This is a genomic window from Methylosinus sp. PW1 (genome assembly GCF_000745215.1).
GTDB lineage: Bacteria > Pseudomonadota > Alphaproteobacteria > Rhizobiales > Beijerinckiaceae > Methylosinus.
This window is the reverse complement of record NZ_JQNK01000002.1, coordinates 333,853-355,225: the sequence shown is the minus strand read 5'-3', so window position 1 is coordinate 355,225 and position 21,373 is coordinate 333,853. Positions and strand designations below refer to the sequence as shown.

Annotated in this window: 26 protein-coding genes and 1 tRNA gene; 17 read left to right on the top strand and 10 right to left on the bottom strand. The window is 64.5% G+C overall.

What is annotated here, in order from left to right; translation table 11 throughout:
* Positions 1-72 precede the first annotated feature (72 nt).
* The 9 genes from K369_RS02150 to K369_RS02110 all read left to right on the top strand — a co-directional run bounded on the left by K369_RS02150 (position 73) and on the right by K369_RS02110 (position 8,029).
* Entirely contained in the window at positions 73-333 is a 261-nt protein-coding gene (locus tag K369_RS02150) for a hypothetical protein (protein ID WP_156967642.1), read from the top strand.
* A complete protein-coding gene (locus K369_RS02145) occupies positions 330-1,229 on the top strand; it encodes a toprim domain-containing protein (protein WP_051948770.1) in 900 nt (299 codons plus the stop codon). Before K369_RS02150 ends, K369_RS02145 begins: the two co-directional genes overlap by 4 nt.
* Positions 1,226-2,755 (top strand): YfjI family protein, encoded by a 1,530-nt coding sequence (locus K369_RS02140; RefSeq protein WP_051948767.1) that lies wholly within the window; start codon positions 1,226-1,228, stop codon positions 2,753-2,755. Before K369_RS02145 ends, K369_RS02140 begins: the two co-directional genes overlap by 4 nt.
* A gap of 2 nt (positions 2,756-2,757) precedes the next feature.
* Positions 2,758-3,045: a hypothetical protein gene (locus K369_RS02135; protein WP_036286918.1), complete on the top strand. Its 288-nt coding sequence runs from the start codon at positions 2,758-2,760 to the stop codon at positions 3,043-3,045.
* Positions 3,042-3,431: a single-stranded DNA-binding protein gene (locus K369_RS02130; RefSeq protein ID WP_036286916.1), complete on the top strand. Its 390-nt coding sequence runs from the start codon at positions 3,042-3,044 to the stop codon at positions 3,429-3,431. The genes K369_RS02135 and K369_RS02130 overlap by 4 nt, the downstream gene beginning before the upstream one ends.
* A gap of 72 nt (positions 3,432-3,503) precedes the next feature.
* Positions 3,504-4,244, top strand: a complete 741-nt coding sequence (locus tag K369_RS02125) for a hypothetical protein (RefSeq protein WP_036286915.1) — start codon at positions 3,504-3,506, stop codon at positions 4,242-4,244.
* A gap of 20 nt (positions 4,245-4,264) precedes the next feature.
* On the top strand, positions 4,265-7,555 hold the full coding sequence (locus K369_RS02120) for a phage tail tip lysozyme (RefSeq protein WP_036286913.1): 3,291 nt from the start codon (positions 4,265-4,267) through the stop codon (positions 7,553-7,555).
* On the top strand, positions 7,549-7,749 hold the full coding sequence (locus tag K369_RS02115) for a hypothetical protein (RefSeq protein WP_156967641.1): 201 nt from the start codon (positions 7,549-7,551) through the stop codon (positions 7,747-7,749). The genes K369_RS02120 and K369_RS02115 overlap by 7 nt, the downstream gene beginning before the upstream one ends.
* Positions 7,742-8,029 (top strand): DUF6525 family protein, encoded by a 288-nt coding sequence (locus K369_RS02110; protein WP_198032998.1) that lies wholly within the window; start codon positions 7,742-7,744, stop codon positions 8,027-8,029. The genes K369_RS02115 and K369_RS02110 overlap by 8 nt, the downstream gene beginning before the upstream one ends.
* Here the strand turns inward: K369_RS02110 and K369_RS02105 are convergent.
* The 7 genes from K369_RS02105 to K369_RS02075 all read right to left on the bottom strand — a co-directional run bounded on the left by K369_RS02105 (position 8,001) and on the right by K369_RS02075 (position 11,549).
* On the bottom strand, positions 8,001-8,300 hold the full coding sequence (locus K369_RS02105) for a hypothetical protein (protein ID WP_036286907.1): 300 nt from the start codon (positions 8,298-8,300) through the stop codon (positions 8,001-8,003). The genes K369_RS02110 and K369_RS02105 overlap by 29 nt on opposite strands.
* A 521-nt stretch (positions 8,301-8,821) precedes the next feature.
* Positions 8,822-9,052: a hypothetical protein gene (locus tag K369_RS02100; protein ID WP_036286905.1), complete on the bottom strand. Its 231-nt coding sequence runs from the start codon at positions 9,050-9,052 to the stop codon at positions 8,822-8,824.
* Positions 9,049-9,372, bottom strand: coding sequence for a hypothetical protein (locus K369_RS02095; protein ID WP_156967640.1), 324 nt, complete (start codon positions 9,370-9,372; stop codon positions 9,049-9,051). The genes K369_RS02100 and K369_RS02095 overlap by 4 nt, the downstream gene beginning before the upstream one ends.
* The gene (locus tag K369_RS02090) at positions 9,369-9,737 is read right to left on the bottom strand and encodes a hypothetical protein (protein WP_036286901.1); all 369 of its coding nucleotides are present in this window, start codon (positions 9,735-9,737) and stop codon (positions 9,369-9,371) included. The genes K369_RS02095 and K369_RS02090 overlap by 4 nt, the downstream gene beginning before the upstream one ends.
* Positions 9,734-10,048 (bottom strand): hypothetical protein, encoded by a 315-nt coding sequence (locus K369_RS02085; protein WP_210165041.1) that lies wholly within the window; start codon positions 10,046-10,048, stop codon positions 9,734-9,736. Before K369_RS02085 ends, K369_RS02090 begins: the two co-directional genes overlap by 4 nt.
* Positions 10,049-10,597: 549 nt before the next feature.
* Positions 10,598-10,957: a hypothetical protein gene (locus K369_RS02080; RefSeq protein ID WP_036286897.1), complete on the bottom strand. Its 360-nt coding sequence runs from the start codon at positions 10,955-10,957 to the stop codon at positions 10,598-10,600.
* A gap of 517 nt (positions 10,958-11,474) precedes the next feature.
* A tRNA-Val gene (locus tag K369_RS02075) sits at positions 11,475-11,549 on the bottom strand.
* Positions 11,550-11,815: 266 nt separating this feature from the next.
* Here K369_RS02075 and K369_RS25150 point away from each other — a divergent pair.
* From K369_RS25150 to K369_RS02055, 5 genes are all read left to right on the top strand, one after another.
* Entirely contained in the window at positions 11,816-11,995 is a 180-nt protein-coding gene (locus K369_RS25150; protein ID WP_083919220.1) for a YdcH family protein, read from the top strand.
* A 155-nt stretch (positions 11,996-12,150) separates the two neighbouring features.
* Complete coding sequence (locus K369_RS02070; protein ID WP_036286896.1) at positions 12,151-13,587, top strand: protein adenylyltransferase SelO; 1,437 nt, start codon at positions 12,151-12,153, stop codon at positions 13,585-13,587.
* Positions 13,588-13,597: 10 nt separating this feature from the next.
* Positions 13,598-14,191 (top strand): hypothetical protein, encoded by a 594-nt coding sequence (locus K369_RS02065; RefSeq protein ID WP_156967639.1) that lies wholly within the window; start codon positions 13,598-13,600, stop codon positions 14,189-14,191.
* Between the two features lie 121 nt (positions 14,192-14,312).
* Positions 14,313-14,531 (top strand): YdcH family protein, encoded by a 219-nt coding sequence (locus K369_RS02060; RefSeq protein ID WP_051948764.1) that lies wholly within the window; start codon positions 14,313-14,315, stop codon positions 14,529-14,531.
* Between the two features lie 440 nt (positions 14,532-14,971).
* Positions 14,972-16,117, top strand: coding sequence for a PepSY domain-containing protein (locus tag K369_RS02055; protein WP_036286892.1), 1,146 nt, complete (start codon positions 14,972-14,974; stop codon positions 16,115-16,117).
* Between the two features lies 1 nt (position 16,118).
* On the opposite strand, the gene K369_RS02050 is transcribed toward K369_RS02055, so the two are convergent.
* A complete protein-coding gene (locus tag K369_RS02050; protein WP_036286890.1) occupies positions 16,119-16,688 on the bottom strand; it encodes a hypothetical protein in 570 nt (189 codons plus the stop codon).
* A 30-nt stretch (positions 16,689-16,718) separates the two neighbouring features.
* Positions 16,719-17,216 carry a copper resistance CopC family protein gene (locus K369_RS02045; protein ID WP_036286888.1) on the bottom strand — a complete coding sequence of 166 codons (498 nt, stop codon included), beginning with the start codon at positions 17,214-17,216 and terminating at the stop codon, positions 16,719-16,721.
* A gap of 224 nt (positions 17,217-17,440) precedes the next feature.
* Here K369_RS02045 and K369_RS02040 point away from each other — a divergent pair, with 224 nt between their 5' ends.
* The 3 genes from K369_RS02040 to K369_RS25955 all read left to right on the top strand — a co-directional run bounded on the left by K369_RS02040 (position 17,441) and on the right by K369_RS25955 (position 20,840).
* Entirely contained in the window at positions 17,441-18,580 is a 1,140-nt protein-coding gene (locus K369_RS02040) for a HupE/UreJ family protein (protein WP_245278057.1), read from the top strand.
* A 165-nt stretch (positions 18,581-18,745) separates the two neighbouring features.
* Positions 18,746-20,050, top strand: a complete 1,305-nt coding sequence (locus K369_RS02035) for a glycosyltransferase family 2 protein (RefSeq protein WP_051948762.1) — start codon at positions 18,746-18,748, stop codon at positions 20,048-20,050.
* 430 nt (positions 20,051-20,480) lie between these two features.
* Entirely contained in the window at positions 20,481-20,840 is a 360-nt protein-coding gene (locus K369_RS25955; protein WP_156967638.1) for a hypothetical protein, read from the top strand.
* A gap of 46 nt (positions 20,841-20,886) precedes the next feature.
* Here the strand turns inward: K369_RS25955 and K369_RS02025 are convergent, their stop codons facing one another.
* The gene (locus tag K369_RS02025) at positions 20,887-21,168 is read right to left on the bottom strand and encodes a hypothetical protein (protein ID WP_036286884.1); all 282 of its coding nucleotides are present in this window, start codon (positions 21,166-21,168) and stop codon (positions 20,887-20,889) included.
* Positions 21,169-21,373: the final 205 nt, after the last annotated feature.

Sequence of the window (21,373 nt, the reverse complement as noted above, 5' to 3'; positions counted from 1 at the left end):
ATTCGAAGCAACGACAATCGGCCAGAACGTCGTCGCTCACATTTTCTCGCCATCGACGAAAGGCGCACCACCATGCGCGCATCATCAGACAGCCTTACTTTTCATACGCCGCATTCGCCGCCAACACAAGCGAAAACCCAACGTTTGGTTGAGAAACTGCACGCCCTCGGCCCGCGGCCGCTCCTAGAATTTTTGCTCGAGATCGAGCGCGGCGCTGACATTCGCGAGCGCCTGGAGGCCTACGCGCGACTCCCCGCCGACTTCATTCGCGAGAACGGTGGAGACGGCTTCCTGCCGCCTCTTTTCGCGATCGAAGGAGGCGCGAAGCGATGAACGCCGCCGAAATCTCGCGCGCCCTCAAAGGCTATCGACACGGCGCAGGCTATCTCTGCCGCTGCCCACTACCAACGCACGGGAACGGCAAGGGCGATCGTCGCCCGAGCCTTTCCATTCGAGACGGCGAGGACGAGCGCTTGCTCGTTCACTGCTTCGCCGGCTGCGATCCTCGTGACGTTCTCGCCGAATTGCGCCGGCGCGGATTGCTCGACGACGACCGACGCGATCACCACGAGCGCCGGGCGCCCATTGCGTGTGAAGCCGCCGAGGAGCCGCCGCCATCGCCGAACCCCCTGGCGCTCGACCTGTGGCGCGCCGCCGAGCCGATCGGCGACTCACTCGCGCAGACCTATTTGCGCAATCGCGGCCTGATCGTGGACGCGATGCCGACGCTGCGCTTTCTGCCGCGCGCGGCGCACGACTATCTTCCGCGCGTTCCATTCGACGCGATGATTGCCGCCGTTCAGGCGAGCGACCGGAGCATTATCGCCGCGCAACTCACGTGGCTAGACCCGAGTGGCGCCGGCAAGGCGAAGATCGAACCGCCGCGCCGCACGATCGGCGGCCTTCACGACGGCGCAATCCGTCTCGGCGCCGCCGGCGACGAGCTCGGCCTCGCCGAAGGAACCGAAACAGCGCGCGCAGCGATGCAAATGTCAGGCGTGCCATGTTGGGCGAGCCTCGGCTCGAAGCGAATGGCCGCCGTTCGCATTCCTGACACCGTGAAACGACTCCATATTTTTTCTGACCACGACGACGCCGGCCGAGCGTGTGCCGAAGAAGTTGCTCGAGCGCACAGATCGCTCCGCGTCGTCGTTCACACCCCGCAGGAACCTTTCGGCGACTTCGCCGATGTCGCGCAGCACCTCGCGAAAGGGAAGGCTGCAGCATGATCGACGAACTCGCCGATATCCCCTTCGACCCCGCGCCGACGGCCGAGCGCCTGCCCTACGCGACCTCGCGCGAGTTCGAGCCCGATCCGAACGCGACGCAGGCCGAGGGGCCGCTCCCGCTCTTTCCGCCGCCTCCACCCGCCGCGCCCTATCCGGTCGACGCGCTCGGCACGCTGGCGCCCGTGGCGAAGGCCATAGCGCGAAAAATTCAGGCCCCGGCCGCCGTCGCCGCGCAGTCCGTTCTCGCCGTCGCGGCGCTCGCTGCGCAGGCCCACGCCGACGTTGTTTTGCCCTATCGCCAGCGCCGGCCGTTGAGCCTCTACTTCGCGACCGTCCTCGGTTCGGGCGACCGCAAATCCTCCGCCGACGCCGAAGCCTGCGCGCCCGTGTCGGCGCGCGAGAGTTTCCTGCGGGCGCAACATCGCGACGACCTCAAGACCTGGAAATTTGCCGCCGCGGCATGGGCCGCCGAGAAGCGCAAAATCGAGGGAGACAAAAAGCTCGGCCTCGACGAGCGCCGCAGGAAGCTCGAAGCCCTCGGCGACGAGCCGCCGAAGCCGCTGGCGCCGTTCCTGACGACTGGCGACGCGACGCTCGAAGGCCTCGCGAAAAATTGGGGAAGCTCGCACCCGTCGCTTGGAATTTTCAGCGCCGAAGGCGGAACCTTCACCGGCGGCCACGGGATGTCCGACGACGCCCGCTTGCGCACTGCCGCCGGCCTCAACGAGGCGTGGGACGGCCGCCCAATCAAGCGCATTCGCGCCCAGGATGGCGCGACGATCCTTCCCGGCCGACGACTGTCCGCGCACGTCATGATCCAGCCCGACGCCGCTGCCGCGTTCCTCGGCAATGCGACGCTCCGCGACGTTGGGCTTCTCTCTCGTTTCCTCGTCGCCGCGCCCGACAGCCTCGCGGGTTCCCGCCTCTATCGCGATCCGGCCCCCGAAGACGAGCGCGAGATTTCCAGTTGGACCGACCGCGTTCTCGCGATCCTCGAAGCCCCGGCCCCGATGGCCGACGGCGCGACGAACGAGCTCGCCCCGCGCGCGCTTCCCATGTCGCCCGACGCGGCCGACGCATGGCGGAAATTTTTCGATCACGTTGAAAAACAGAGCGGCAAAGACGGCGACCTCGCGCCCGTGCGCGACTTCGCGTCGAAGGCGGCGGAGCACGCCGCGCGCGTCGCGGGCGTCTTCGCGATCTTCGCTGACATACGCGCCGCAGAAATCTCGCGTGCTGACGTGCAGAACGCTGTCAGGCTGATCGACTGGTATCTCGCCGAAGCCGTTCGACTCGCCGCCAGCTCGCGAACCGATCCGCGACTTGTGAAGGCCGACGCGCTGGCGTCGTGGATGAAAGCACAAGGCCGCGCCGCATATTCCATTCGCGACATCATGCGCACAGGCCCGAACCAGTTGCGGCCGAAATTCGAGGCGGAGAACGCAGTCGCAATCCTGATCGCGCACAATTGGCTCGTCGAGATTTCGAGGCGGCCTCGAATGTTCCGCCTCGCAGAGGGCGTGTAATCATGGCCTATCGACCTTTCGCCTTTGCCGCAGAAGACGCGCAGCCGGCGCCGCCCGCGACGCTGAAGCCGCCAGCTTACGACCCCGCGCGACTGCAGCGCGAGGCCGATCGCCGCAACGCCGCCGCCGTGCGCGCCGGGACGGGCGAGCGTTGGTGCGCATGCCGCCGCTTCGCGACATTCGCTTATCCACATCCGCGCGGTCGCGATGTGTGGCGCTGCACGGAATGCGGGCCGCCCGAAGAATTTCGCACGATGATCGCGCGCCAATTGGGGGAGGCCTCAAGATGACGATCTACGCCCTTGTTACCGGGACGATGTTTCGCGCGCCAGAAGAAAAAGCCTCGAAAGGCGGCAAGCCATTCGTCGTCGCTACGATCCGTGTCGACAGCGGGAACCGCGAGGACGCGGCAGAATGGTGGCGCGCGGTGGCGTTCAGCGAAACGGCCCGCGTCGAGCTTTTGCGGCTGCATGACGGCGACGCTGTCAGCGTGCAGGGCGCGTTGCAGCTCGAGCTCTACGAGAGCGACGGCGAGCGGCGTCTGTCGCGAAAAATCATCGCCTATCACGTCACCGCGCTGCGTCAGCCGAAGGCCGCCACCGGCCAGCAGAAGGGCGCAAGGCCTCCATCGCGAACGCCTGCGCAGCGCGCCGGACTGCGCGAAGAAATGGGCTGACACGGTGACATCGACTGCTTACAATTCTACAGAATATTGTTGTAGAATATGCCCGCGAAGAGATCGAGAGCCATGACCGAAGACGCCACGCACACCACCCGGCCACCGCGCAGCGCAGACGACGCTATTCTCGACGACATGCTGGGCATTCGGCCGCCCCTCCCGCCGGCCGAGGCGGGCAATCGTTTGAAGCGCGCCGACCCAAAAAAGCAGCTGGCGCCCGAGCGCTTGAAGGAGCTTTCGGCACAGCACCGCTTGATGATCCGCTACATGGTGCATGGCATATCGTCGCCCGTAATCGCGCGACAGCACCGCGTCGGAGTCGACGTGCCGCTCTCATTTCGTGACGCCGCGCTTGTCGCGCGCATCCGAGTTCATCGCGCGCGCACGCTCATCTCCGACCCACTCTTTCGCGGCGCGCTCGCCGAGGAGCTGCGCAACTTTCGCGCCTCCATCGCGCCCGAAGCCATCCGCGTCGTCGCGGCGATCGTCGAAGACCCAGGCGATAACACGGCCGCAGACAGGACGGTCCGGCTCAAGGCGGCAGCGGCGATCCTCGGCGACGCCGTTGGCCCGGCGCCTGCGCAGACGAGCATCAATGTCAGCGTGACCAACAAACTCACCGCTGGCGTCGTGGTGCGCATTCCCCAGGCCGCGCCCGAGGCGGCCCCTGCGACGATCGACGCCCAGCCTTCGCGCCTGCCTGTCCGAATGCCCCGAGCGACCGTCGAGGCCGACCCCGAATATCGTGACCGGCGAGCGAAGCGCTTCGACATGGAGCGGGCGCCGCCGCCGGTGTCAGACGAGAATTGAACGAACGAAAGGAACCCACAATGGCCGACCTTCCCATTCCGAATGTCCCGCTCGTCACGGCCGAAATGCCGTCCTCGCGCGTCAGCGGTTCCGTGTTCCAAGAACCGCAGCGCATCGGGATCGGATCGGGGCTCGAAGCGATCGCCGGCGGCGTCGATCAGATGGCGCAATCTCTCGCCGAGAGCGAAGGCCGACAAGACGCGATGATGGGCTTGCAGCGCGGCGCAGACGGTAAGCTCAATGTCGCGACGCCCGAGAACAACGTCATCCTCGGCAACGCCGGGCGGGCCTATCAGCACGCCTTCAATGTCGGCACGCTCGCCGGACTTCAGACGAACATCAACGAGCAGGCGAACGATCTTCGCAACAAATTCCCTGGCGACCCTGAGGGCTTCAAGGTCGCGATGGGGAAATATGCCGACACGATCCGCGCGAATTATCCGGGCGCGCTCGGCGCCGCAGCGTTCAACCATGCGACTGAGCTGGGCTCGCAATATTACATCGGCGCCGTCAACGACAAGAAAAACACGGATGTCAGCGCGGCATATCAAGAGATCACCACGCGCCTGACGGACTTGAAGACCGACACGGGGAACATCGCACGCGGCACAGTCGCGAATGACACGAAGTTCCTCGACGATCCGAGCACGCCGGCCGGCAAGAACTTCGCGCAGGTGAAGGCCTATTATCAGTCGCTCGCCGACAACCCCGAGTTCAAGAAGACATGGACGCAGGCGAAGGTCGACAGCGAAATCCGTCAGGCGCGCCAGCAATTCGTGAATGACTGGGCGCTCGGCAATGCGCAGTCGATCCGCGACAAGGACGGCGTCGACGCCGCGGTGAAATGGTCAGAGAAAAACGTCCTGAACTCTGACACGAATATGCCATACGGCGAGCGACTCGGCGCGCACAACATGGTGCTCGCCAAAATCCAAACGCTGACAGAAGAGCAGAAGGCGAAAGCACAGGCCAGCTCCGCGGCCGTCGATGGCTTCACAAAGCTCTACCAGAACGGCACGCCGCCGACCGAGGAGCAATTCCAGGCCGTGCAGCAGAGCGCGCGCGAGAGCTTCGACGTCGCAGGCGTCGCGCGGCTGCAGGCGTTCCATGACGCTTATTCGTCGTCGATCAAGCCCTATGCTGGCGTGGCGCCGCGCGCGGCCGTCGGGACGATCATGGGGCCAGCGGGCGCGCAGGCGACGGCCTCGGCGGCCACGTCAGGGCGCGCAGCAACGGCGATGCAGTTTTTCCAGTCCCGCGGCTGGACGAAGGAGCAGTCGTCTGGGATCGTCGGAAACCTCGTCGGCGAGTCCGGCCGTAGCCTCGATGCGAACGCCGTCGGCGATGGCGGAATTTCGATCGGAATAGGACAGTGGAACAACGAGCGCGCCGCAGCGCTGAAGGCCTATGCCGCGGCCAAGGGGAAGCCCTGGAACGATTTCCAAACGCAGCTCGAATTCGTCGATCGCGAATTGCACGGCAGCGAGATTTCTGCCGGGACGGCGCTCCAGGGCGCGAAGACGGCCGACGAGGCCGCGCGCGCTATTCTCGGCTATGAGCGGCCGCGCGGATGGGCGCCGGGCGCGCCGGCCGAGGGTGTGTCGGGATGGTCGAACCGTCGCGCTGCCGCGCTGGCCCTTGCTGGAGATCAGTCTCTCCCTGGCGCGACCACAGTCGCCGGGCAGAACTCTCCCGTCCCATTCACGCCCGACCAGCTCAGGCAAAATCCCTATCTCGCCTCCGCCGCCGTGGCGATGTTCACGCAGAACCAGTCGCGGCAGATCGAGTTCGCCAAGAACCAAGCGGGCCTTATCGAGCAGGCGATCAAGATGGGCGCACCCGTCGATCAGACCTCGGTCGCGCAGGTGCTCCAGATCGCGCAGGCCAACCCGCGAGAGCTCGGCGATGTGGCGACGAAGCTGCGCGCGCAGGCCGACGCCGCGCCCGTCGCGATGATGGCCGCTGGTCAGCCCGACGGCGGCGCTGGCTTCATTGCGCAGGCGGAGGAAGAGGCGCGGCGGAGCCCGGACCTCTATCACCTCGCGCGCGCCGATGCGATCCGATCGCAGGTCGAGGGCCGCGCGAAGGCGCTCGCTGACAACCCGCACGCCTACGCCTCGCGCTCCGATGTGGGGTGGACGAAGCCCGTCGCGCCGATCGAAGCTGTCGCCCAGCCCGGCGCCGTGGGCGCGCAGACGCCGGCCGACGCCATGGGGACGCTGATTTCGCAGCGGCGCGAGGCCGCTTTCCAGATCGGCTCGCGGCTCGGTGTCGACCCGTCGTCGCTGATGTTCTCGAAGCCTGACATCGACGGCCTCACCCACATGCTGCAGCGCGTGGACGGCTCCGGCGCTGACACGATCCTGCGCAGCCTGCAGGCGAACCTACGCCCTCCTGAGCTCGAAGCCCTTGCCCAGAACAAGGACTTCACCAACGCCGTCGCTGGCCTGACGCGCTCGGGCGATCCCGGCAAGGCCGAGGCCGCCTATGGGTTTCTGGACAAGCAATGGCGGCAAAACCCGGAAGCCTTCAAGAAGGAATACGGCGCCGACATAGAAACCAAGATGGCGGTCTTTCAAGACAAGATCGCCTTCATGACGCCAGACGCCGCGGCGAAGGCGATGGCCGTCGCCGATGATCCTGCGACGGCGCGCGCGAAGGAAGGCCGCCGCGAGGAAGCCGATAAGGCGCTCAAGGACCTGTCGAGCGACCACATCGCGAAGCAGCTGTTCGGCTCCTGGGTTCCATTCATGAGCCCCGGCTCGCCCGTCAGCAATGACGCGAACATGAGTTCGTCGGCGCTGCTCGCCGATTATCGCTCGGCCTATCGCGATCTCTTCGCCGAGAGCGGCGACAAGAGCCTGTCAGAGAAGCGCGCGCTCGAGCGCGTGTCACAGAAATGGGGCGCGTCCGATCTCAACGGCGGCCGCGTCATGGCCTATCCGCCCGAGCGCTATTACGCGCCCGATATCAACGGCTCGCGGAAATATGTGACCGATCAGCTCAACGCCGACGTCGACGCCGCCGCCAAGCGCAACGGGATAGAGCTCGCCCATGCGCAGGAATACGTCCAGAGCCCACATGCTCTCGTCGCCGATCAGACGACGCAGGAAGACGTCGCCAGCCGCAAGCCGCCGTCCTATCGCGTCGTGACGCAGGACAAGGACGGCCAATGGCATGCGCTGGAAGATCGCCCCGGCGTCCCGCTGCGGTTCTGGGCCGATCGCGATGGCGTCGTGCGCGCGCAAGAAGACAGGTTCCTGCTGCAGCGCAGGCAGTCGGCCGAGAATATGAGAATGGGGGCTTGGTGATGATATTCGAACAGGGGAAAGACCCGCTCGACCAACCGAAGAAGAGCCTCGAGGAGGCGTTTTGCGAGGCGATGCTCGGCGCGATGAACGCGCTGGCGGTCCAGCCGAGGCCACCGCTGCGCCTCGTCATCGACAACACGCGGCCCGGCGCGCACCAGGAAGCGCAGGCCGAGAAGGCCGACCCAGATGGCTGACGCGCCACGACCGGGCGGTAACGCGAGCAACGTCGAGGGCGTCGCGTCTGGCGCGAAGCCGCCGCCTGAAATCGTCATGGCCGCCTTCGACAGCTTGCCGAAGGAGGTTCGCGAGGCGATCGCCGCCGCCCGCTTCGATTGGAATACGCCCACGATCTTCGAGGAGCTACGCGCCGGGCGGATCACCGCGGCCGACGTCGTGGCCCTGATCGAGCAGACGGAGCGCGACGCGGCGCGATTGCCCTCGCCGATCACGGCCTGCGCGCCTGCACGGCCTTAAGCTCTTCGACCTCGCGCGACAGCTCGCGCACCACCCTCTGCAATTCGACAATCTCGCGGGCTTCGGCCTCGATCGCGTATTGACTGGCTGAGCGATTATTCGCTGCGGCAATTTGCTTTCCGAGACAATTTATCGCTTCTACGATGTCTTGCTGATCGCTGATGAAGCCGCCGACGCCGGCGCCATCGGACCGGCATACGACCCCACCCAACGCGAACACCTGCGACGATAAAGCGACGTTCAAAAGGAACGCGACAGCAATTTTATTCATGAATGGCCCTCGGATAGACGATCCATCCTCTCGCAATTGGAAGCCACGCTCAAGACGCAAAAAACGCTTCGCCTGTTCATCCGAGGTCGGGGCGTTTTATCGATGAGGCCGCTCGATAGGCTCGCCCGTCGCGTCGTTTCTCCACCATCCGCGCCGCCAAGCGACGCCTTCGCGAATTTCAGCCACAGACGGTGGGCGGTTGTGGCCCGAGGTGATCCGCTCCCGCGCTGCCCGATCGCGCGCACGGGCGGCGGCGACGTTCGGCAGGGGCTTTTCCTGGCAGCGCTTGCTCATCGGCCCGCCTCACTCTCCGCGCCGCTGTAGGCCTCGCCGCGGCCCGGGAGCGCTACGGGCGGGCGCTCCGCCAGGATCACGCAGCGCGCTCCGCTCCGCGCGATCCGAGACGCCGCCGAAACCCGCCTCGACGTTGAACGTCGCCAACACGATGACCCGGCCGCTGGCGTTGCGCATCGTCGCCGCGCGGCGTGGCCCGTGTGGCATGTCGGGTGGCGAGGCCGCCATTACGCGGCTCGCGGCGGCTCGTCGTCGCCCGGCGTCGGCCAGACGAAGGGCGTTCCTTTCCCGATCGCCCGGCCCGGCCCGCGGAGCCTCGCGGCCATGTCGAGCGGCGCGATAGGCGCGCCCGTGGTCGGTCGTACGGCGGGCGTGAAGGGCTCGCCTCGTCCGACGGGCTTGGCCGCGCCGAGGAACGGGCGGTTCGTCGCGGGGGTGGTGGCCTCCTCGTCGCTCATCGCCTGCCACTCTGCTGGAGTTGATAGGCGCGCTTCTCCGCCGCGCTGTAGCGGTCCCAATTCGCCGGCTTATCCGTCGGCGGCGCACGCCGGCCCGCGGCGAGCTCGGCGGAAACGACGCGATCGAAAGACGCGCGTTCGTGCGGCTGCAGGCCACTGAGTTCCCGCTCGATCGCCTGCCGCGCTGCGGCCGCGCGGGTCGGGTCCGAATGGCCGAGATCGCCGGTCGGAAGTTTCGTCGCCAGCGCGAGCATACGATCGTCGAGAGCACGCGCTTCGATCTGCTGGTGTCGGCGGTCGAGTGCGGTTGGTTCGGTCATCTGTCTCCCCCTTGATTGGCTCGCCGTCGGTTGCGCGCACGAGCGAGGCGCAACGCCTCTCGGCCTTCTTCCGTCGCCGCTTCGAGCCGTTCGCCCCGCGCGTCGGCGCGACGCACCATTTCGTCGAATTTGCGATCTGTCTCGGCGACACGCGCCGCGGCCTCGGCCTCGTGTTTCGCCTTTTTCTCGGCCCAGCTGGCCCCATGCGCGAGCGTCATTCCTGCAGCATGCGTCGCATTCAGCAGCTCAAGGAACGAGACACCCGCATATTCGCCGGAAGCGCGAAGCTCGGCCGCGTCGCGGAACGCGTGCGAATAGGTGTATTTCCCCGGCTCGAACCTCTCGGGCGCGCTGTTCGATGTCATGTCAGATCGCCATACGCGGTATTGATCGGCGCGTTGTACGAATTCGGGCTCGCGAGCCCATCCGTTCCAGGCGGCTGAGCAACCGGCGAGTCTGCGACCGACAGAAAGACGTTCGAAGCGTTCAAAAGGCGGCGGAGGTTCGCGGCATTCGCGCCGCCCAAGGCAGTCGAGAGAGCGTCCCAATCGGCCTGAACCAACCCGGCGCGCGCGAGCAGCGTCGAGCGCGTCCAGCCCCGTTCGGCGCAGCGGCGGTCGAGCGCGGTGAGAATGCCTGACGGGGCGGCGAGGGTCGCGAGCGGGGCTCCCAGCATGACGGTCATCCTTCGTTGCGGAAATCTTAGGCCTACGAAGCAGGCGCGCGATCATAATAACACATTCACGGCTATTCGCGAAGCAGCGTCCACAACATAGGCGTATATCGCCTCGCGTCGACAAATGCTCACAAAAAGTAATCATATAAAAAGTAGGGCGAATGACGGCGAAGCGTAGGAAATACTGACATGAACGGCAATCGATAGACTGTCAGAATTCGCAGAGTCTTAGGATATTTTGTGAGGTGAAAAATTTCTGACACCGAAGTTTTCGGGGGCCTCTGGCGCGCGGGCAAACCACCAGGTCAGGTCTTCGCTTCGATTTTGCCCCCCACCCCGGGGCGCCCGGGCCTCGCCGGGAGAGGGCGCGATCGACGGCGGGGATTTGCGCGGGCGGTCGGCCGGAGGGAAGCGCTCGCCCATCCCTTTCGGCTACACCGAAGGGGATTGCTAGAAATTATAACTATATGTCTGATAGTTGTAAGATAGCGCGCCACGAGGGGAAGCGTAGGGGAAGCTCAACGCTCGAATTCGCCCCGCTGACGCCTATCAAGCGGCCTCGTCGAGGCCGCCCGGCTCGGCGTTGCCGGTCCCTCGGCGCTTGCAGCCTCTCGGCCCGTGCGGGGCGGTCTGAGGGCGGGCGGGCAGCTCGTCGAGGAAGCGGCGCGTCGCGGCAGGGAGGCCGGCGTCGTCCTCGACGATCGCGATCCGCAGGCCGAGCGCGCCCAGGATGGCCGGCATGCTCATGTCTCCGAGGTTCTTGGAGCCGCAGGCCGCTTTCGAGAGGTAGGAGGGCTGCACGCCCGCGAGATCATCGACCTCGAGCGAACGAAGACCGAGCGCATATCGCCGCTGCTCGATAAGCGCGACGATCTCGCGCGGCGTGCTGGCGTAACCGACGATCCGCATAGAGCGATCCTCCGCGAAGCATTCCACTGATTTGCTCTGTAGAATATTCGGGCGCGGGCAGCAAGGCGAAGCCCCCGGCCGGCGCTTCCCCGATCCGCTTCCCCCGAGGAAGGAGGCCACGGCCCGGAGTCGTCGCAAAGTGTCGCAACTTTGTCGCAACCGATTTGCGACAGTTTTAGCGTTGTATTTCAGGGAGTTATGCGAAATGTCGCAACAGTCGCAATTGTCGCAGGGGTGCCGCGCTCGAAAACGCGATTTCGGGGCTGCTCGACGGCTCGAAATCTTCGGCCGCCTCTCGCGCGCCGATTGGGCACCACCCCTCCCCACGCGAGCAGAGAAATCACCACACAGCGCAGGCTGTCTTTCACACTCACGCGTGAGACAAAGACACGCGATATCAACAGGATAATCTAAGCCTTAGCCGTAAGCGTATGAGAGCACCCCCAGGATGCTTCCCCCGAGCTTCCCCAGCTCCAGGACCCACCACTCTCGACGTTCATAAGTTGCTGATTTTGAATGGTGGGCGCGACAGGGATTGAACCTGTGACCCCTACGATGTCAACGTAGTGCTCTCCCGCTGAGCTACGCGCCCCCGGCGCCGTTCGGATGCTTGCTCCGTCCAGCGCGAGTGCAGCCCGTATAATGGCTGTCGGGCCGAGGCGCAAGCGCCCTTCGACAGTTTCCACGCCCTGTCGCAAAACCGCGGCCTCGGCGTCGCCGAATGTTAAGATTTCCTTCCGCGCGCAATGGCTTCGGGCGAAATAATTCATTGCCCCGCGACGACTTCGCCCCTTGCGGGCCTTGGAATTCATGTCACACTGACGTCGTCCTTCTGTCATCAACCAAAGGAGGCGCCGTATGTCGCTACAGACCCATCTCGTCGAGCTCGAACGCCGCCATCAGGCGCTCAAGAAAGAGATCGAGCAGGTTCAGCACCATCCCCGATACGATGATTCGAAGCTCCACGAACTGAAACGCAAAAAGCTTCAGCTCAAGGACGAGATCAACAAGCTGCGGCAAGGCGTCAGCCTGCACTGAGCAGATTGCGATAGAGGTCTAGCGTCGAGGCGGAGAGCTGCTCTCCGCCTTTTTTTGTGGCGGGGGACGGCGCCCGGGCCGATGCGGGCGCCCGGCTTGCTTCGCGGCGTCTATGGTCGCAGAATTTTCTGCCATAGCGAGAGCCGAGAATCCCCATGCCCCCTTCCCCGCGCTATCGCGCCGAGACCCTCCACGCCACGCTCGGCGACGGCTTCTTCGACCCTGTGGAGCCCGCGCGCTTTCCGCAGCACATATTGCGCTATCGCAATCAGCGCTGGGCGACGCGCGTCGGCCTGGACACGCTGACGGAAGAGGAATGGATCGCCCATCTCGGCCGTTTCGAGCCGCTGCCCGGCGGCTTTCCGCAGCCGCTGGCGCTGCGCTATCACGGCCATCAGTTCCGCACCTATAATCCCGACATAGGCGACGGCCGCGGCTTTCTGCTCACGCAGCTGCGCGACGCCAGGGACGGACGCCTGCTCGATCTCGGCACAAAGGGCTCTGGCCGCACGCCCTGGTCGCGCCAAGGCGACGGCAAGCTCACGCTGAAGGGCGGCGTGCGCGAGATTCTCGCCACAGAGATGCTGGAGGCGCAGGGCGTCGACACCTCCAAGAGCTTCAGCCTGATCGAGACCGGCGAGCCGCTCTATCGCGGCGACGAGCCCTCGCCGACGCGCTCCAGCGTGCTGGTGCGGCTCTCCCATTCGCATATTCGCATCGGCACGTTTCAGCGCCTCGCCCATCTCGACGACCAGGAGGGGCTCGGGCGGCTCATCGACTATTGCGTCGCCAATTATTTTCCCGAGCTGGCCGGCGAGCCGGCGGAAAGCCGCGCCGGCGCTTTTCTGGAGCGCGTCGTGGCGCGGGTGGCGCGGCTCGGGGCGCGCTATATGGCCGCAGGCTTCGTCCATGGCGTTCTCAACTCGGACAATATCAACGTCACCGGCGAGAGCTTCGACTATGGGCCGTGGCGCTTCGCGCCGCGCTATGATCCGCAATTCACCGCGGCCTATTTCGACGACAGCGGGCTCTACGCCTTCGGCCGTCAGCCGGGCGCGCTCGGCTGGAATCTCACGCGCCTCGCGGAGACCATTCTGCCACATGTCGGACTGCAGCGCGCCGAGCAGATTCTCGGCGGCTTTCAGGCCGTCATCCAGCGCGAGTTCCAGCTCGCCCTGCTCGACCGCCTCGGCCTGCTGCCGGCGGGGGATCCCGAGCAGGACGCCGCGCTCGCCAAAGGATTGCTGGAATTTCTCGGCAAGACGCAGGCGCCCTTCGAGCAGACCTTCTTCGATTGGCGCGGCGGCATGGCGAGCCGCGAGCGCGCCGCCGCGAGCCCGGAGGCCGCCGCCTATGACGCGCCAGAATTCCAAGGGCTGCGCGCGGCGCTCGCCGCGCATGAGACATCGCCCGCCGCCAATCTCGACCATCCCTATTTTCGTCGCCCCGTCCCCTGCACTATGCTGATCGAAGAGGTCGAATCGATATGGGCGCATATCGCCGAGCGTGACGATTGGAGCGCGCTCGCCGACAAGGTCGCGCAGATCGCTTCGATGCGCGAAGCCTATGCGCCGGCGCCTGCCGGGGGATGACATTCGGAAAATGAAGCGCTCGCTATGCGTCTCGCTGTTTCTCGCTCTTTCGAGCGCCGCCGCCGCCAAAAATCTGCTGATCGACAAAGTCCCGCCGAGCGGGGCCTGCTTCTTCCGTCGCTATGACGAAGCGCATCTGCGCGCGCATCCCGGTCAGACCGTCGTCTCCGTGCGGCTGTCGCTGCAGCGCGAGCTCGCCACGACGCCGGAGGATGCGCGCGATCTGCGCGTCGAGCTTCGTCACAAGGGCCATGGCAAGGCTTTTTACGTCGTCGGCGGCTGCGTCTGGAGCGAAAAGGCCAATCGCGACGTCGACGGCGCCCGCCTCATTCGCTCGTTCCGCAAAGACGCCGCCGCCCAATGCATGGCGCGCGGCGGCCTCGGCGGCTCGGCCGAGGAAGGCGGCGAGTTTCCCATCGATCTCGCCGAGGATGGCGCTTCAGTCACGCTCTACATGGACGAGGGCGTGAGCGGCTGGCGCGGCCCGGACCAGAAGAAGAAATCCGTCTATCTGGAGCTGACGCGCCAGAACCGCGTCTTCGAGCTGGAGCGCGTCGATCCGGCCTCCTGCGTGGAGCTGGACAAGTCGATCGCGGTCGAATGAGACGGAAAATTCGCGGGAAGGCGTCGCCGCCTTCTCATTGGGACTTGAAGATGAACATGATGCGAGGCGATAATCCTCGTGTCACGACTCGCCGCTGAGCGGCGCTCGGGCAGGTTGGCGAATGGTTGATGAGCTGAACGAAACCGAACGCGATGCGATCCGGCTGGAAGTCGAGCGACTGAGGCTCGAGCACAAAGACCTCGAGGATGCGATCGACGCCCTTCTCGCGGTCGGCGCCGTGGACCAGCTGCAAATTCAGCGGCTGAAGAAGCGAAAATTGCTGCTGCGCGATCGCGTTGCATTTCTGGAAGATCAGCTCACGCCAGACATCATCGCCTGATCCGGGCGAAAGCGGCGCGCTATTTCCACATTCTGAGGCCGACCACAACGGCGAGCGAGACAATGGCGACGATCGCGAGGACCGCCACGAGCCTCACGGTTTCCTTGCTATCCTGGGCGCTCCCCATACGGTCCTCCGCCGTTCTTTTTTCAATTTTGGCGAGCCTATGCCTGTCCAAGAGAGATACAATAAGCCGAGATGCGACGGAACAGCGCAGCAGGTTCCCCACTCGGACCGCATTTCCGCGGCCCGGGGCCTCAATCATCCATATTACACGTTTAGCGCCCGACGGCCAAAACATCCCGGCGCCTGCACATGAATTTTCTCCTCGGGATCGCCCGCCGCTCCACCGCCGTTGACATGAGCTGCGGAAGACGCTCCCCTCGCTCGCAGCGGCGAAGCCGAGCACGAGCAACATCTGGCGATCGGAGGCGCGCATCATGTGGCGGAGAGAGCGGGGCCGCAAAATATTTCTGGCGGCCCATCGCTACATCGGTCTTTTCGCCGGCGCGGTTTTCGTCCTCATCGGGCTCAGCGGCAGCCTGCTCGCCTTTCGCGAAGACATAGACGAATTGCTGAACGCCCCGCTCATGCGCGTCGAGCCGCCGACGCCGGCCGTCATGCGTCCGCTCGATCAGATTCTCGCTGCGGCGACCGCGGCCATGCCGGCGGAGGGCCGACCCGAGCGCATCACTCTGCCGCGTCATGCGAAAGCGGCGGCGATCATCGGCTATATGGTCGAGACCGACGATCTCGACAGCTCTTTCCATCAGATCTTCGTCGATCCCTATCGGGCCGAAGTGACCGGCGACCGCTTGGTCGCGCATGGCGACGACGTGCTCGCGCAGCCCTTCGTCCAGATCGTCATGGCGTTCCATTGGACGCTGCTGCTCGGCGTGAACAACGCCTATCTCATCGGCGCTCTGGGCATTGTCCTCTTCGTGTCGATCATCGCCGGACTCTATCTCTGGCGTCCGCGCAATGGCGATTGGCGGATGGGCCTGACGATCAAATGGGGCGCGAGCCACGAGCGCATCGTCTATGACGCGCATCGCAGCGTCGGCGTCTATTTCGCCGCGCTGCTGCTGGCGACGCTCGCCACCGGAATCGCGATGATCTTCAAGCCGGCGACGCATTCGCTGGCGACGCTGATCTCTCCCGTGCGTCCCGAGCCGGACTTTGGACGATCGACGCCGATCGCCGGCCGCGCGCCCATCGGTCTCGACGCGGCCGTCGCCAGCGCGGAAAAGGTTTTCCCCGAAGGACGGCTGCATTGGGTTCTGCTGCCGAGCGGCGACGATGGCGTCTATGTCGTCGGCAAGCAGTCGGAAAGCGAGCCCAACCGCACCAAGACATTCCGCAATGTCGGCGTCGATCGCTACAGCGGCCGCGTGCTGCAGACGCAGGACCGCGATGATTTCACCGCCGGCGAGAAGCTGCTGGAATGGCTGTTCCCGCTGCATTGCGGGGAGGCCTTCGGCGTTCCCGGCCGCGCGCTGGTCGCGCTGATGGGGCTCGCGCCGCTCATCCTCTATGTGAGCGGGTTCCTGCGATGGCGGCAGAAGCGCCGCGCTCGGCGCAGGTGAATTATTGGCCGACGGAGATCGGCATGGCGATCTTGTCCTCCTCGCTCTTGCCTTCGCCGAAAGCGAGCTCGAGGAGATATTTTCCCTTGTGATCGACCGAGGATTCCAAAGTCACGAAGCCGGCCGGATGCGGCTTGGACGGGACGGAGGTCAAAAGCTCGAGGCCGCCTTTGGCGTCACTCTTGTAGAAGGCGAGCGCGACCGATTGGCTCCGCACGTCCTTCTCCATCAGCGTGACGGAGAAGATCACCTTGCCGGTGCCCGGCACACGATCGCAATATTCGTCATATTTGCTGAGATCGGTGGTCGGACCGCCGGCGCTGCTGTCCGAATCCCCGAGGAAATAGGTCGTCAGCCGCGCCGAATAGAAATCGCTGACCTTGAGGCAATTCGCAATTGTGCGATCGCCCGCCTTGACCGCCGGCCGATAGAGATGCGCATCCAGAAAATCATTCCAATAGAGGCTGAAGGACGGCCCCCAGAGAGAATAGCTGAAGGCGCCGACATTGCCGGCGGCGATCACCACGACGGCGAGGAACAACATCAGATTCATCCGGCCGTTGGGGCTCATCTCGGCGGCTTCCTTTCCCTTGCTGCAGCGCTATTGAGGCCGCACCTCGAACTCCCAGGCGCCGCTGACGAGATGGCCGTCGGCCGAAAGCGCGCGGTAGCGGACCGTATATTTGCCGGGGCCGAGCGGATTGACGCCGACAGAGACATGGGCCGGATCGCCGCGATCGATCGCGGCGTCACGCTTGTCGACCCGCTCGCCGGAGGCGGCGATCACCGCCAGCGCCGCGAAAGCGTCCCTTATGCCGGCGTCATACCAGACATCGACCTTGCCGATGTTTCCGGGCGCGACGCCATCCTGCGCCGGCGAGGTCCGCACGACGATGGCGTGAGCGCGGACCACCGGCGGCCCCACACGCGGCGGCGGCGATTGTGACGGCGCGAGAAAAGCGAGCGTCTGCGAGCCCTGCGCCCATGCGTGCGGCGAGACGAGGCAGATCGCAAGGCCGAGCAGCAGAAGCGCGGCGCAGCGTGGCGTGACGGCGGTTCGACGAGGATTGCGATCGGGAGCGGCGGCGGGAAGGATCATGGTTTCCGTTTTGTCGTGCTTGCGTCGATGCTAAGCGCCCTCTCGGGCCTGAGCAAGGCGCTCGCGCCGCCGGCAATTGTGCGGCGCAACGAGCGCGCCGGCCTGCCTCGGCCCTATCCGCTTCGGCCTTGTCATGGCCGGTCTGATATGCACTATCTTTAGTTCCTGCATACGTTGCCGTATCGCGAAGCGTCAAGAGAGAGTTGGCGAAGGAAATGACGAGAATGACGCCTTCGCCCTTCGCCCTGCTCTTCGCCATTCTCGTCCTTCTCGGCGGCGGGACGGCGGCGAAGGCGCATACGGCGGATATTTCCAGCAGCCGCATCGTGCCGGAAGGAGGCGGCCGCTATCGCCTCGACGTCGGCTTTCTCGGCGCCGACATCGAGCGCATGTTCGCCGAGAGCAAGCCGAGTTCCGCCGATGTCGATCTCACCGAGCCCGGCGTGATCGAGGCGATGATCGGCAAATTCATCCAGAGCCGCGTCGCCCTGCGGAACGAGGCCGGCGAATCCTGCCCGAGCGAGATCGTCTCTGTGGGCGCGGACCCCGCCAATCCGCGCGATTCCAAGGTCGTGCTGCGCCTCGATTGCAGCGCTGTCGCGGGACAGATCTTCTACGATCCCTTTCGGCTGCTGGAGGCGCAGGGACGTCGCGCGAAGCATCTCGTCGGCATAGGCGAGCGCGACGCCGACGAGCGCCTCACCGAGGCGCAACGTCTCGGCGCGGAGCCGGCGCCCGGCGAGGCGATGGTCTTCCCCGGCGACGCGCCGATCGATCTCTCCAAGCCGCTGCTCACCCCCTGGCGGCTGGCGCCGAAATTCTTCGCCGCCGGGATCGAGCACATAATGACCGGCTACGATCATTTGTGCTTCCTGATAGCGGTGATGCTGTGGGCGACGCGCGTCTGGCCGGTCGTGAAGCTGGTGACAGCCTTCACCGTCTCGCATTCGGTGACGCTGTCGCTGGCGGCGCTCGGCCTCGTCGATCTGCCGAGCCGCTGGGTGGAGATCGCGATCGCTCTGTCGATCATTTATGTCGCCGTCGAGAATTTCTTCACCTGCAAGGTGGAAGGCCGCTGGCGCGACACTTTCGTCTTCGGCTTCATCCACGGATTCGGCTTTGCGAGCGGGCTCATCGAGATCGGTGTGCCGCAGCGCGCCCTCGTGCCGGCGCTGGCGAGCTTCAATCTCGGCGTCGAGGCGGGACAGATCGGCGTGGTGCTGGTCGCGCTGCCGCTGCTTTTGGCGATCGACCGATTTTTCACCCATGGGCTGCGCGATCCGCGCCTCGTGCGCGCCGTCTCCGCCGTCATCGCCTGCTTCGGCGCCTATTGGCTGGCCGAGCGCATTTTCGGCGTCGGCTGAGGGTCCGCGACCAATGCGCGCATGAATTGCGACACGCACCCTTTTCAATAGGGACATCTACGTATATAGCGTTACGTAACGGCTTGTCGTGACAGCGCTTGCCGCGATGGAATTCATTCCGCGCGAGCGCGGGCGGTGAAGCGTTTTTGGACAGTAGAGCCGATTATGCTAGAAAATTTCACCCGACTTCGAGAGATCGACGATAAGGACGTAGATTTCGTCGAGCCGAATCCTGGCCGCGCTTTCGGCGGCCGGCTCGCCTATGAGCTCCCGCTCGTGAGCGTCGTCATCACCAATTACAATTACGGCCGCTTCCTGCTCGAGGCGCTCAATTCGGCGCTCACGCAAACCTATCCGCGCATCGAATGCATCATCGTCGACGACGCCTCGACAGACGAGAGCGATCTCGTCCTTCGCGCCATTCGCGCCCGCCATCCGCAGGTCGCGATCGTCGCGCATGCCGAAAACCTCGGACAGACGGCCGCCTTCCATACCGGCTTCGCCGCCAGCTCCGGCGCTTATGTGGTGTTTCTCGACGCCGACGACATGCTCCTCCCGAATTTCGTGGAGACGCATATCTTCGTGCATTTCTCGCTGCGGACGGCGGTCGGCTTCACCTCCGCAGATATGTTGCAATCCACCAATAACGGCGTCGTCCGAACCTCATGGAGCGCTTTCGGCGATTTCATCGCCTCGGGACGCGGCGTCCGCAAGGAGCGCCTGCGTCCCATCCATCTTTGCGGCGATCTCTGGCCTTTCGCGCGCGCGCCGCTGGACGATGCGGGCTCCCGCGTGCATTTCATCGACGCGCATGAGTGGGGAGACTGGGTCTATGCGCCGACCTCGGGCAATTGCTTCCGGCGCGACGCGCTGAGCCTGCTGCTCGGCGGAAGCTGCTCGATGCAGCTGCGGCTCCACGGCGACACTTATCTCAACAAAGGCGTGCGCCTGCTCAGCGGCGTTGCGCTCATCGACGTCCCGCTGACCATCTATCGCATTCACGGCACAAATGGATTCGCCGGCCACGCCGAGCTCTGCGGCGTTCACAACGCCGATCCGACAAAGGCGTTCAAGGCGGAATATTTTGCCTGGCGCGCGGTCGTCGATCGGCTGATCGACGATGTCGGCGAGCTGGCCGGTCGCCTCGGCGTGGACCGCTATGTCAACGCGCTGATCTGCCTACAGAAATCCCATATCGTTCACCCGGACTTTCGGGAAAACGAGAGCCTCTCGCGCTATATCGAGACGAGATTGACAGCGCAGGCCGACACAATTGGCGCCAGCCTCGGCGCGGACGCATTCGCCGAGCTGTCGAGAAGCGTGACGCGCGCCCGCAAGCGCCACACCGGCGCGAAGAGACGCGCCCCGCGCGCCTGGGTGCGGCCCATGGCGGAGCTTTGTCTGACCTTCGGACGCTTGCTCGATCTTCCGGGGCTGAGAAAAATCGGCGATCAGCTCTGGCATTTCTGACGAGCGCATCGCCGAGAGCGGCGACGCGCGAGACTCGGCGCCCACGCTTGCATCACAGAACCTGACCGCCTATTCTGTGAGCAAGCCGAAGGTTTCCCGGAACCAGACGCAACAGCGAGACGCCCCGACGCCGGATGTAAGCGCGGGGCGTTTTTCATTTCTCGCGGGCGAGGAATAATCGTCGAGCCGCATCGAGCGCAGCAATTGTCTTGTCGATAAGCGCTCACTGGCGCGCCGGTCGGGATAAAGATACGAACACCTATATCATTGAAGCTAACTTATGATCTTGGCAAGAGACGAGGCGTCAACTGCCACGAATTTTTGGATGGTATCAAAATACCGCCTACCGCCATAGTCCTGAAGTCGGTTTTGCCGTCCGCGCCCCCGTCTCCGTGAATCGCTACGAGCCGCCCAGAGCGCGAATTGCGGCGTGCGCAGGCTGCTCACGAAAACGCCGCCGAACGCCTCTCCGATGCGAAAAGGCGAGATGCCGAGACCGCCCGAAAAAGATGCTCGTTCCGAGCGTGCCCATGACGAAGCGGTGATCGCGTTGCGGCAATATGAACCTTTGGCTCTCGAGATGCTCAAGCTGTTCAGTCTCCTTTCGGTCCACGCTGACCTCGCGTTGGCGGACGTCGAGGCGGCCGACAAGGACAGGATCAATCCGCATACCGCAAGCGCGGTCCGCCATCGCGAGAGCGCGCTGGCGGAGCATAAGCAGAGTCACGTCGAAGGAGTGGCGAAACATATTGCCGAGGCGTTGCACGAACTCGAGTTGGCGTCGGGGTGAAAAAGCGAGTTGCGTTCGACTGACGATCGAGGGCTCGTCGCGGAAATCATGTCTTTGGACGCAAATTGATACTAGAAAGCTGCTGTATGTCTTCCACACTCAGTGTCCACTTCGCGGTCTGTGTCGTCAATTCGTCAAATGTTCGATGTAGCTCATTCCTCGCTACCTTAACCATCTCTGTATCGTCGAACTCTTTCATCTCGAGAAGAATCGGGATTTGGAAAACCAAGGGATCGCGTTCGACTTGGAACGTTATCCGAACACGGTCGCCTTTCGAATTCGGCGTCGCCGCCTCGATGCGCGCTACCTTGATCTTGAACTCGTCCATATCGCTACCCTGATATCCGCTTCACATTCATTCGCTCTCACCGTGATTATGTCGACGCTATGAGCGTCTCATCTCGCTATCGATAAAACTTGATCGTGATTTCAGGGGGAACCTTTTCGACAGCTTGTCTGATTTCCTCGATGAGCGCTTCGCAGAATAGCCGAGGTCTCGGCGTTTACGGTTTTTCGGCCGCAATCGACGGGCT

Bases quoted from the DNA above. Each gene is read 5' to 3' on its own strand.
- K369_RS02090 (WP_036286901.1), bottom strand. From the start codon at position 9,737: ATGACATCGAACAGCGCGCCCGAGAGGTTCGAGCCGGGGAAATACACC.
- K369_RS25150 (WP_083919220.1), top strand. From the start codon at position 11,816: ATGTCGCTACAGACCCATCTCGTCGAGCTCGAACGCCGCCATCAGGCG.
- K369_RS02050 (WP_036286890.1), bottom strand. From the start codon at position 16,688: ATGAGCCCCAACGGCCGGATGAATCTGATGTTGTTCCTCGCCGTCGTG.
- K369_RS02105 (WP_036286907.1), bottom strand. From the start codon at position 8,300: ATGAATAAAATTGCTGTCGCGTTCCTTTTGAACGTCGCTTTATCGTCG.
- K369_RS02100 (WP_036286905.1), bottom strand. From the start codon at position 9,052: ATGAGCGACGAGGAGGCCACCACCCCCGCGACGAACCGCCCGTTCCTC.
- K369_RS02035 (WP_051948762.1), top strand. From the start codon at position 18,746: ATGCTAGAAAATTTCACCCGACTTCGAGAGATCGACGATAAGGACGTA.
- K369_RS02120 (WP_036286913.1), top strand. From the start codon at position 4,265: ATGGCCGACCTTCCCATTCCGAATGTCCCGCTCGTCACGGCCGAAATG.
- K369_RS02125 (WP_036286915.1), top strand. From the start codon at position 3,504: ATGACCGAAGACGCCACGCACACCACCCGGCCACCGCGCAGCGCAGAC.
- K369_RS02080 (WP_036286897.1), bottom strand. From the start codon at position 10,957: ATGCGGATCGTCGGTTACGCCAGCACGCCGCGCGAGATCGTCGCGCTT.
- K369_RS02040 (WP_245278057.1), top strand. From the start codon at position 17,441: ATGACGCCTTCGCCCTTCGCCCTGCTCTTCGCCATTCTCGTCCTTCTC.
- K369_RS02150 (WP_156967642.1), top strand. From the start codon at position 73: ATGCGCGCATCATCAGACAGCCTTACTTTTCATACGCCGCATTCGCCG.
- K369_RS02065 (WP_156967639.1), top strand. From the start codon at position 13,598: ATGAAGCGCTCGCTATGCGTCTCGCTGTTTCTCGCTCTTTCGAGCGCC.
- K369_RS02135 (WP_036286918.1), top strand. From the start codon at position 2,758: ATGGCCTATCGACCTTTCGCCTTTGCCGCAGAAGACGCGCAGCCGGCG.
- K369_RS02070 (WP_036286896.1), top strand. From the start codon at position 12,151: ATGCCCCCTTCCCCGCGCTATCGCGCCGAGACCCTCCACGCCACGCTC.
- K369_RS02085 (WP_210165041.1), bottom strand. From the start codon at position 10,048: ATGCTGGGAGCCCCGCTCGCGACCCTCGCCGCCCCGTCAGGCATTCTC.
- K369_RS02140 (WP_051948767.1), top strand. From the start codon at position 1,226: ATGATCGACGAACTCGCCGATATCCCCTTCGACCCCGCGCCGACGGCC.
- K369_RS02130 (WP_036286916.1), top strand. From the start codon at position 3,042: ATGACGATCTACGCCCTTGTTACCGGGACGATGTTTCGCGCGCCAGAA.
- K369_RS02025 (WP_036286884.1), bottom strand. From the start codon at position 21,168: ATGGACGAGTTCAAGATCAAGGTAGCGCGCATCGAGGCGGCGACGCCG.
- K369_RS02060 (WP_051948764.1), top strand. From the start codon at position 14,313: ATGGTTGATGAGCTGAACGAAACCGAACGCGATGCGATCCGGCTGGAA.
- K369_RS02055 (WP_036286892.1), top strand. From the start codon at position 14,972: ATGTGGCGGAGAGAGCGGGGCCGCAAAATATTTCTGGCGGCCCATCGC.
- K369_RS02145 (WP_051948770.1), top strand. From the start codon at position 330: ATGAACGCCGCCGAAATCTCGCGCGCCCTCAAAGGCTATCGACACGGC.
- K369_RS02045 (WP_036286888.1), bottom strand. From the start codon at position 17,216: ATGATCCTTCCCGCCGCCGCTCCCGATCGCAATCCTCGTCGAACCGCC.
- K369_RS02095 (WP_156967640.1), bottom strand. From the start codon at position 9,372: ATGACCGAACCAACCGCACTCGACCGCCGACACCAGCAGATCGAAGCG.
- K369_RS02110 (WP_198032998.1), top strand. From the start codon at position 7,742: ATGGCTGACGCGCCACGACCGGGCGGTAACGCGAGCAACGTCGAGGGC.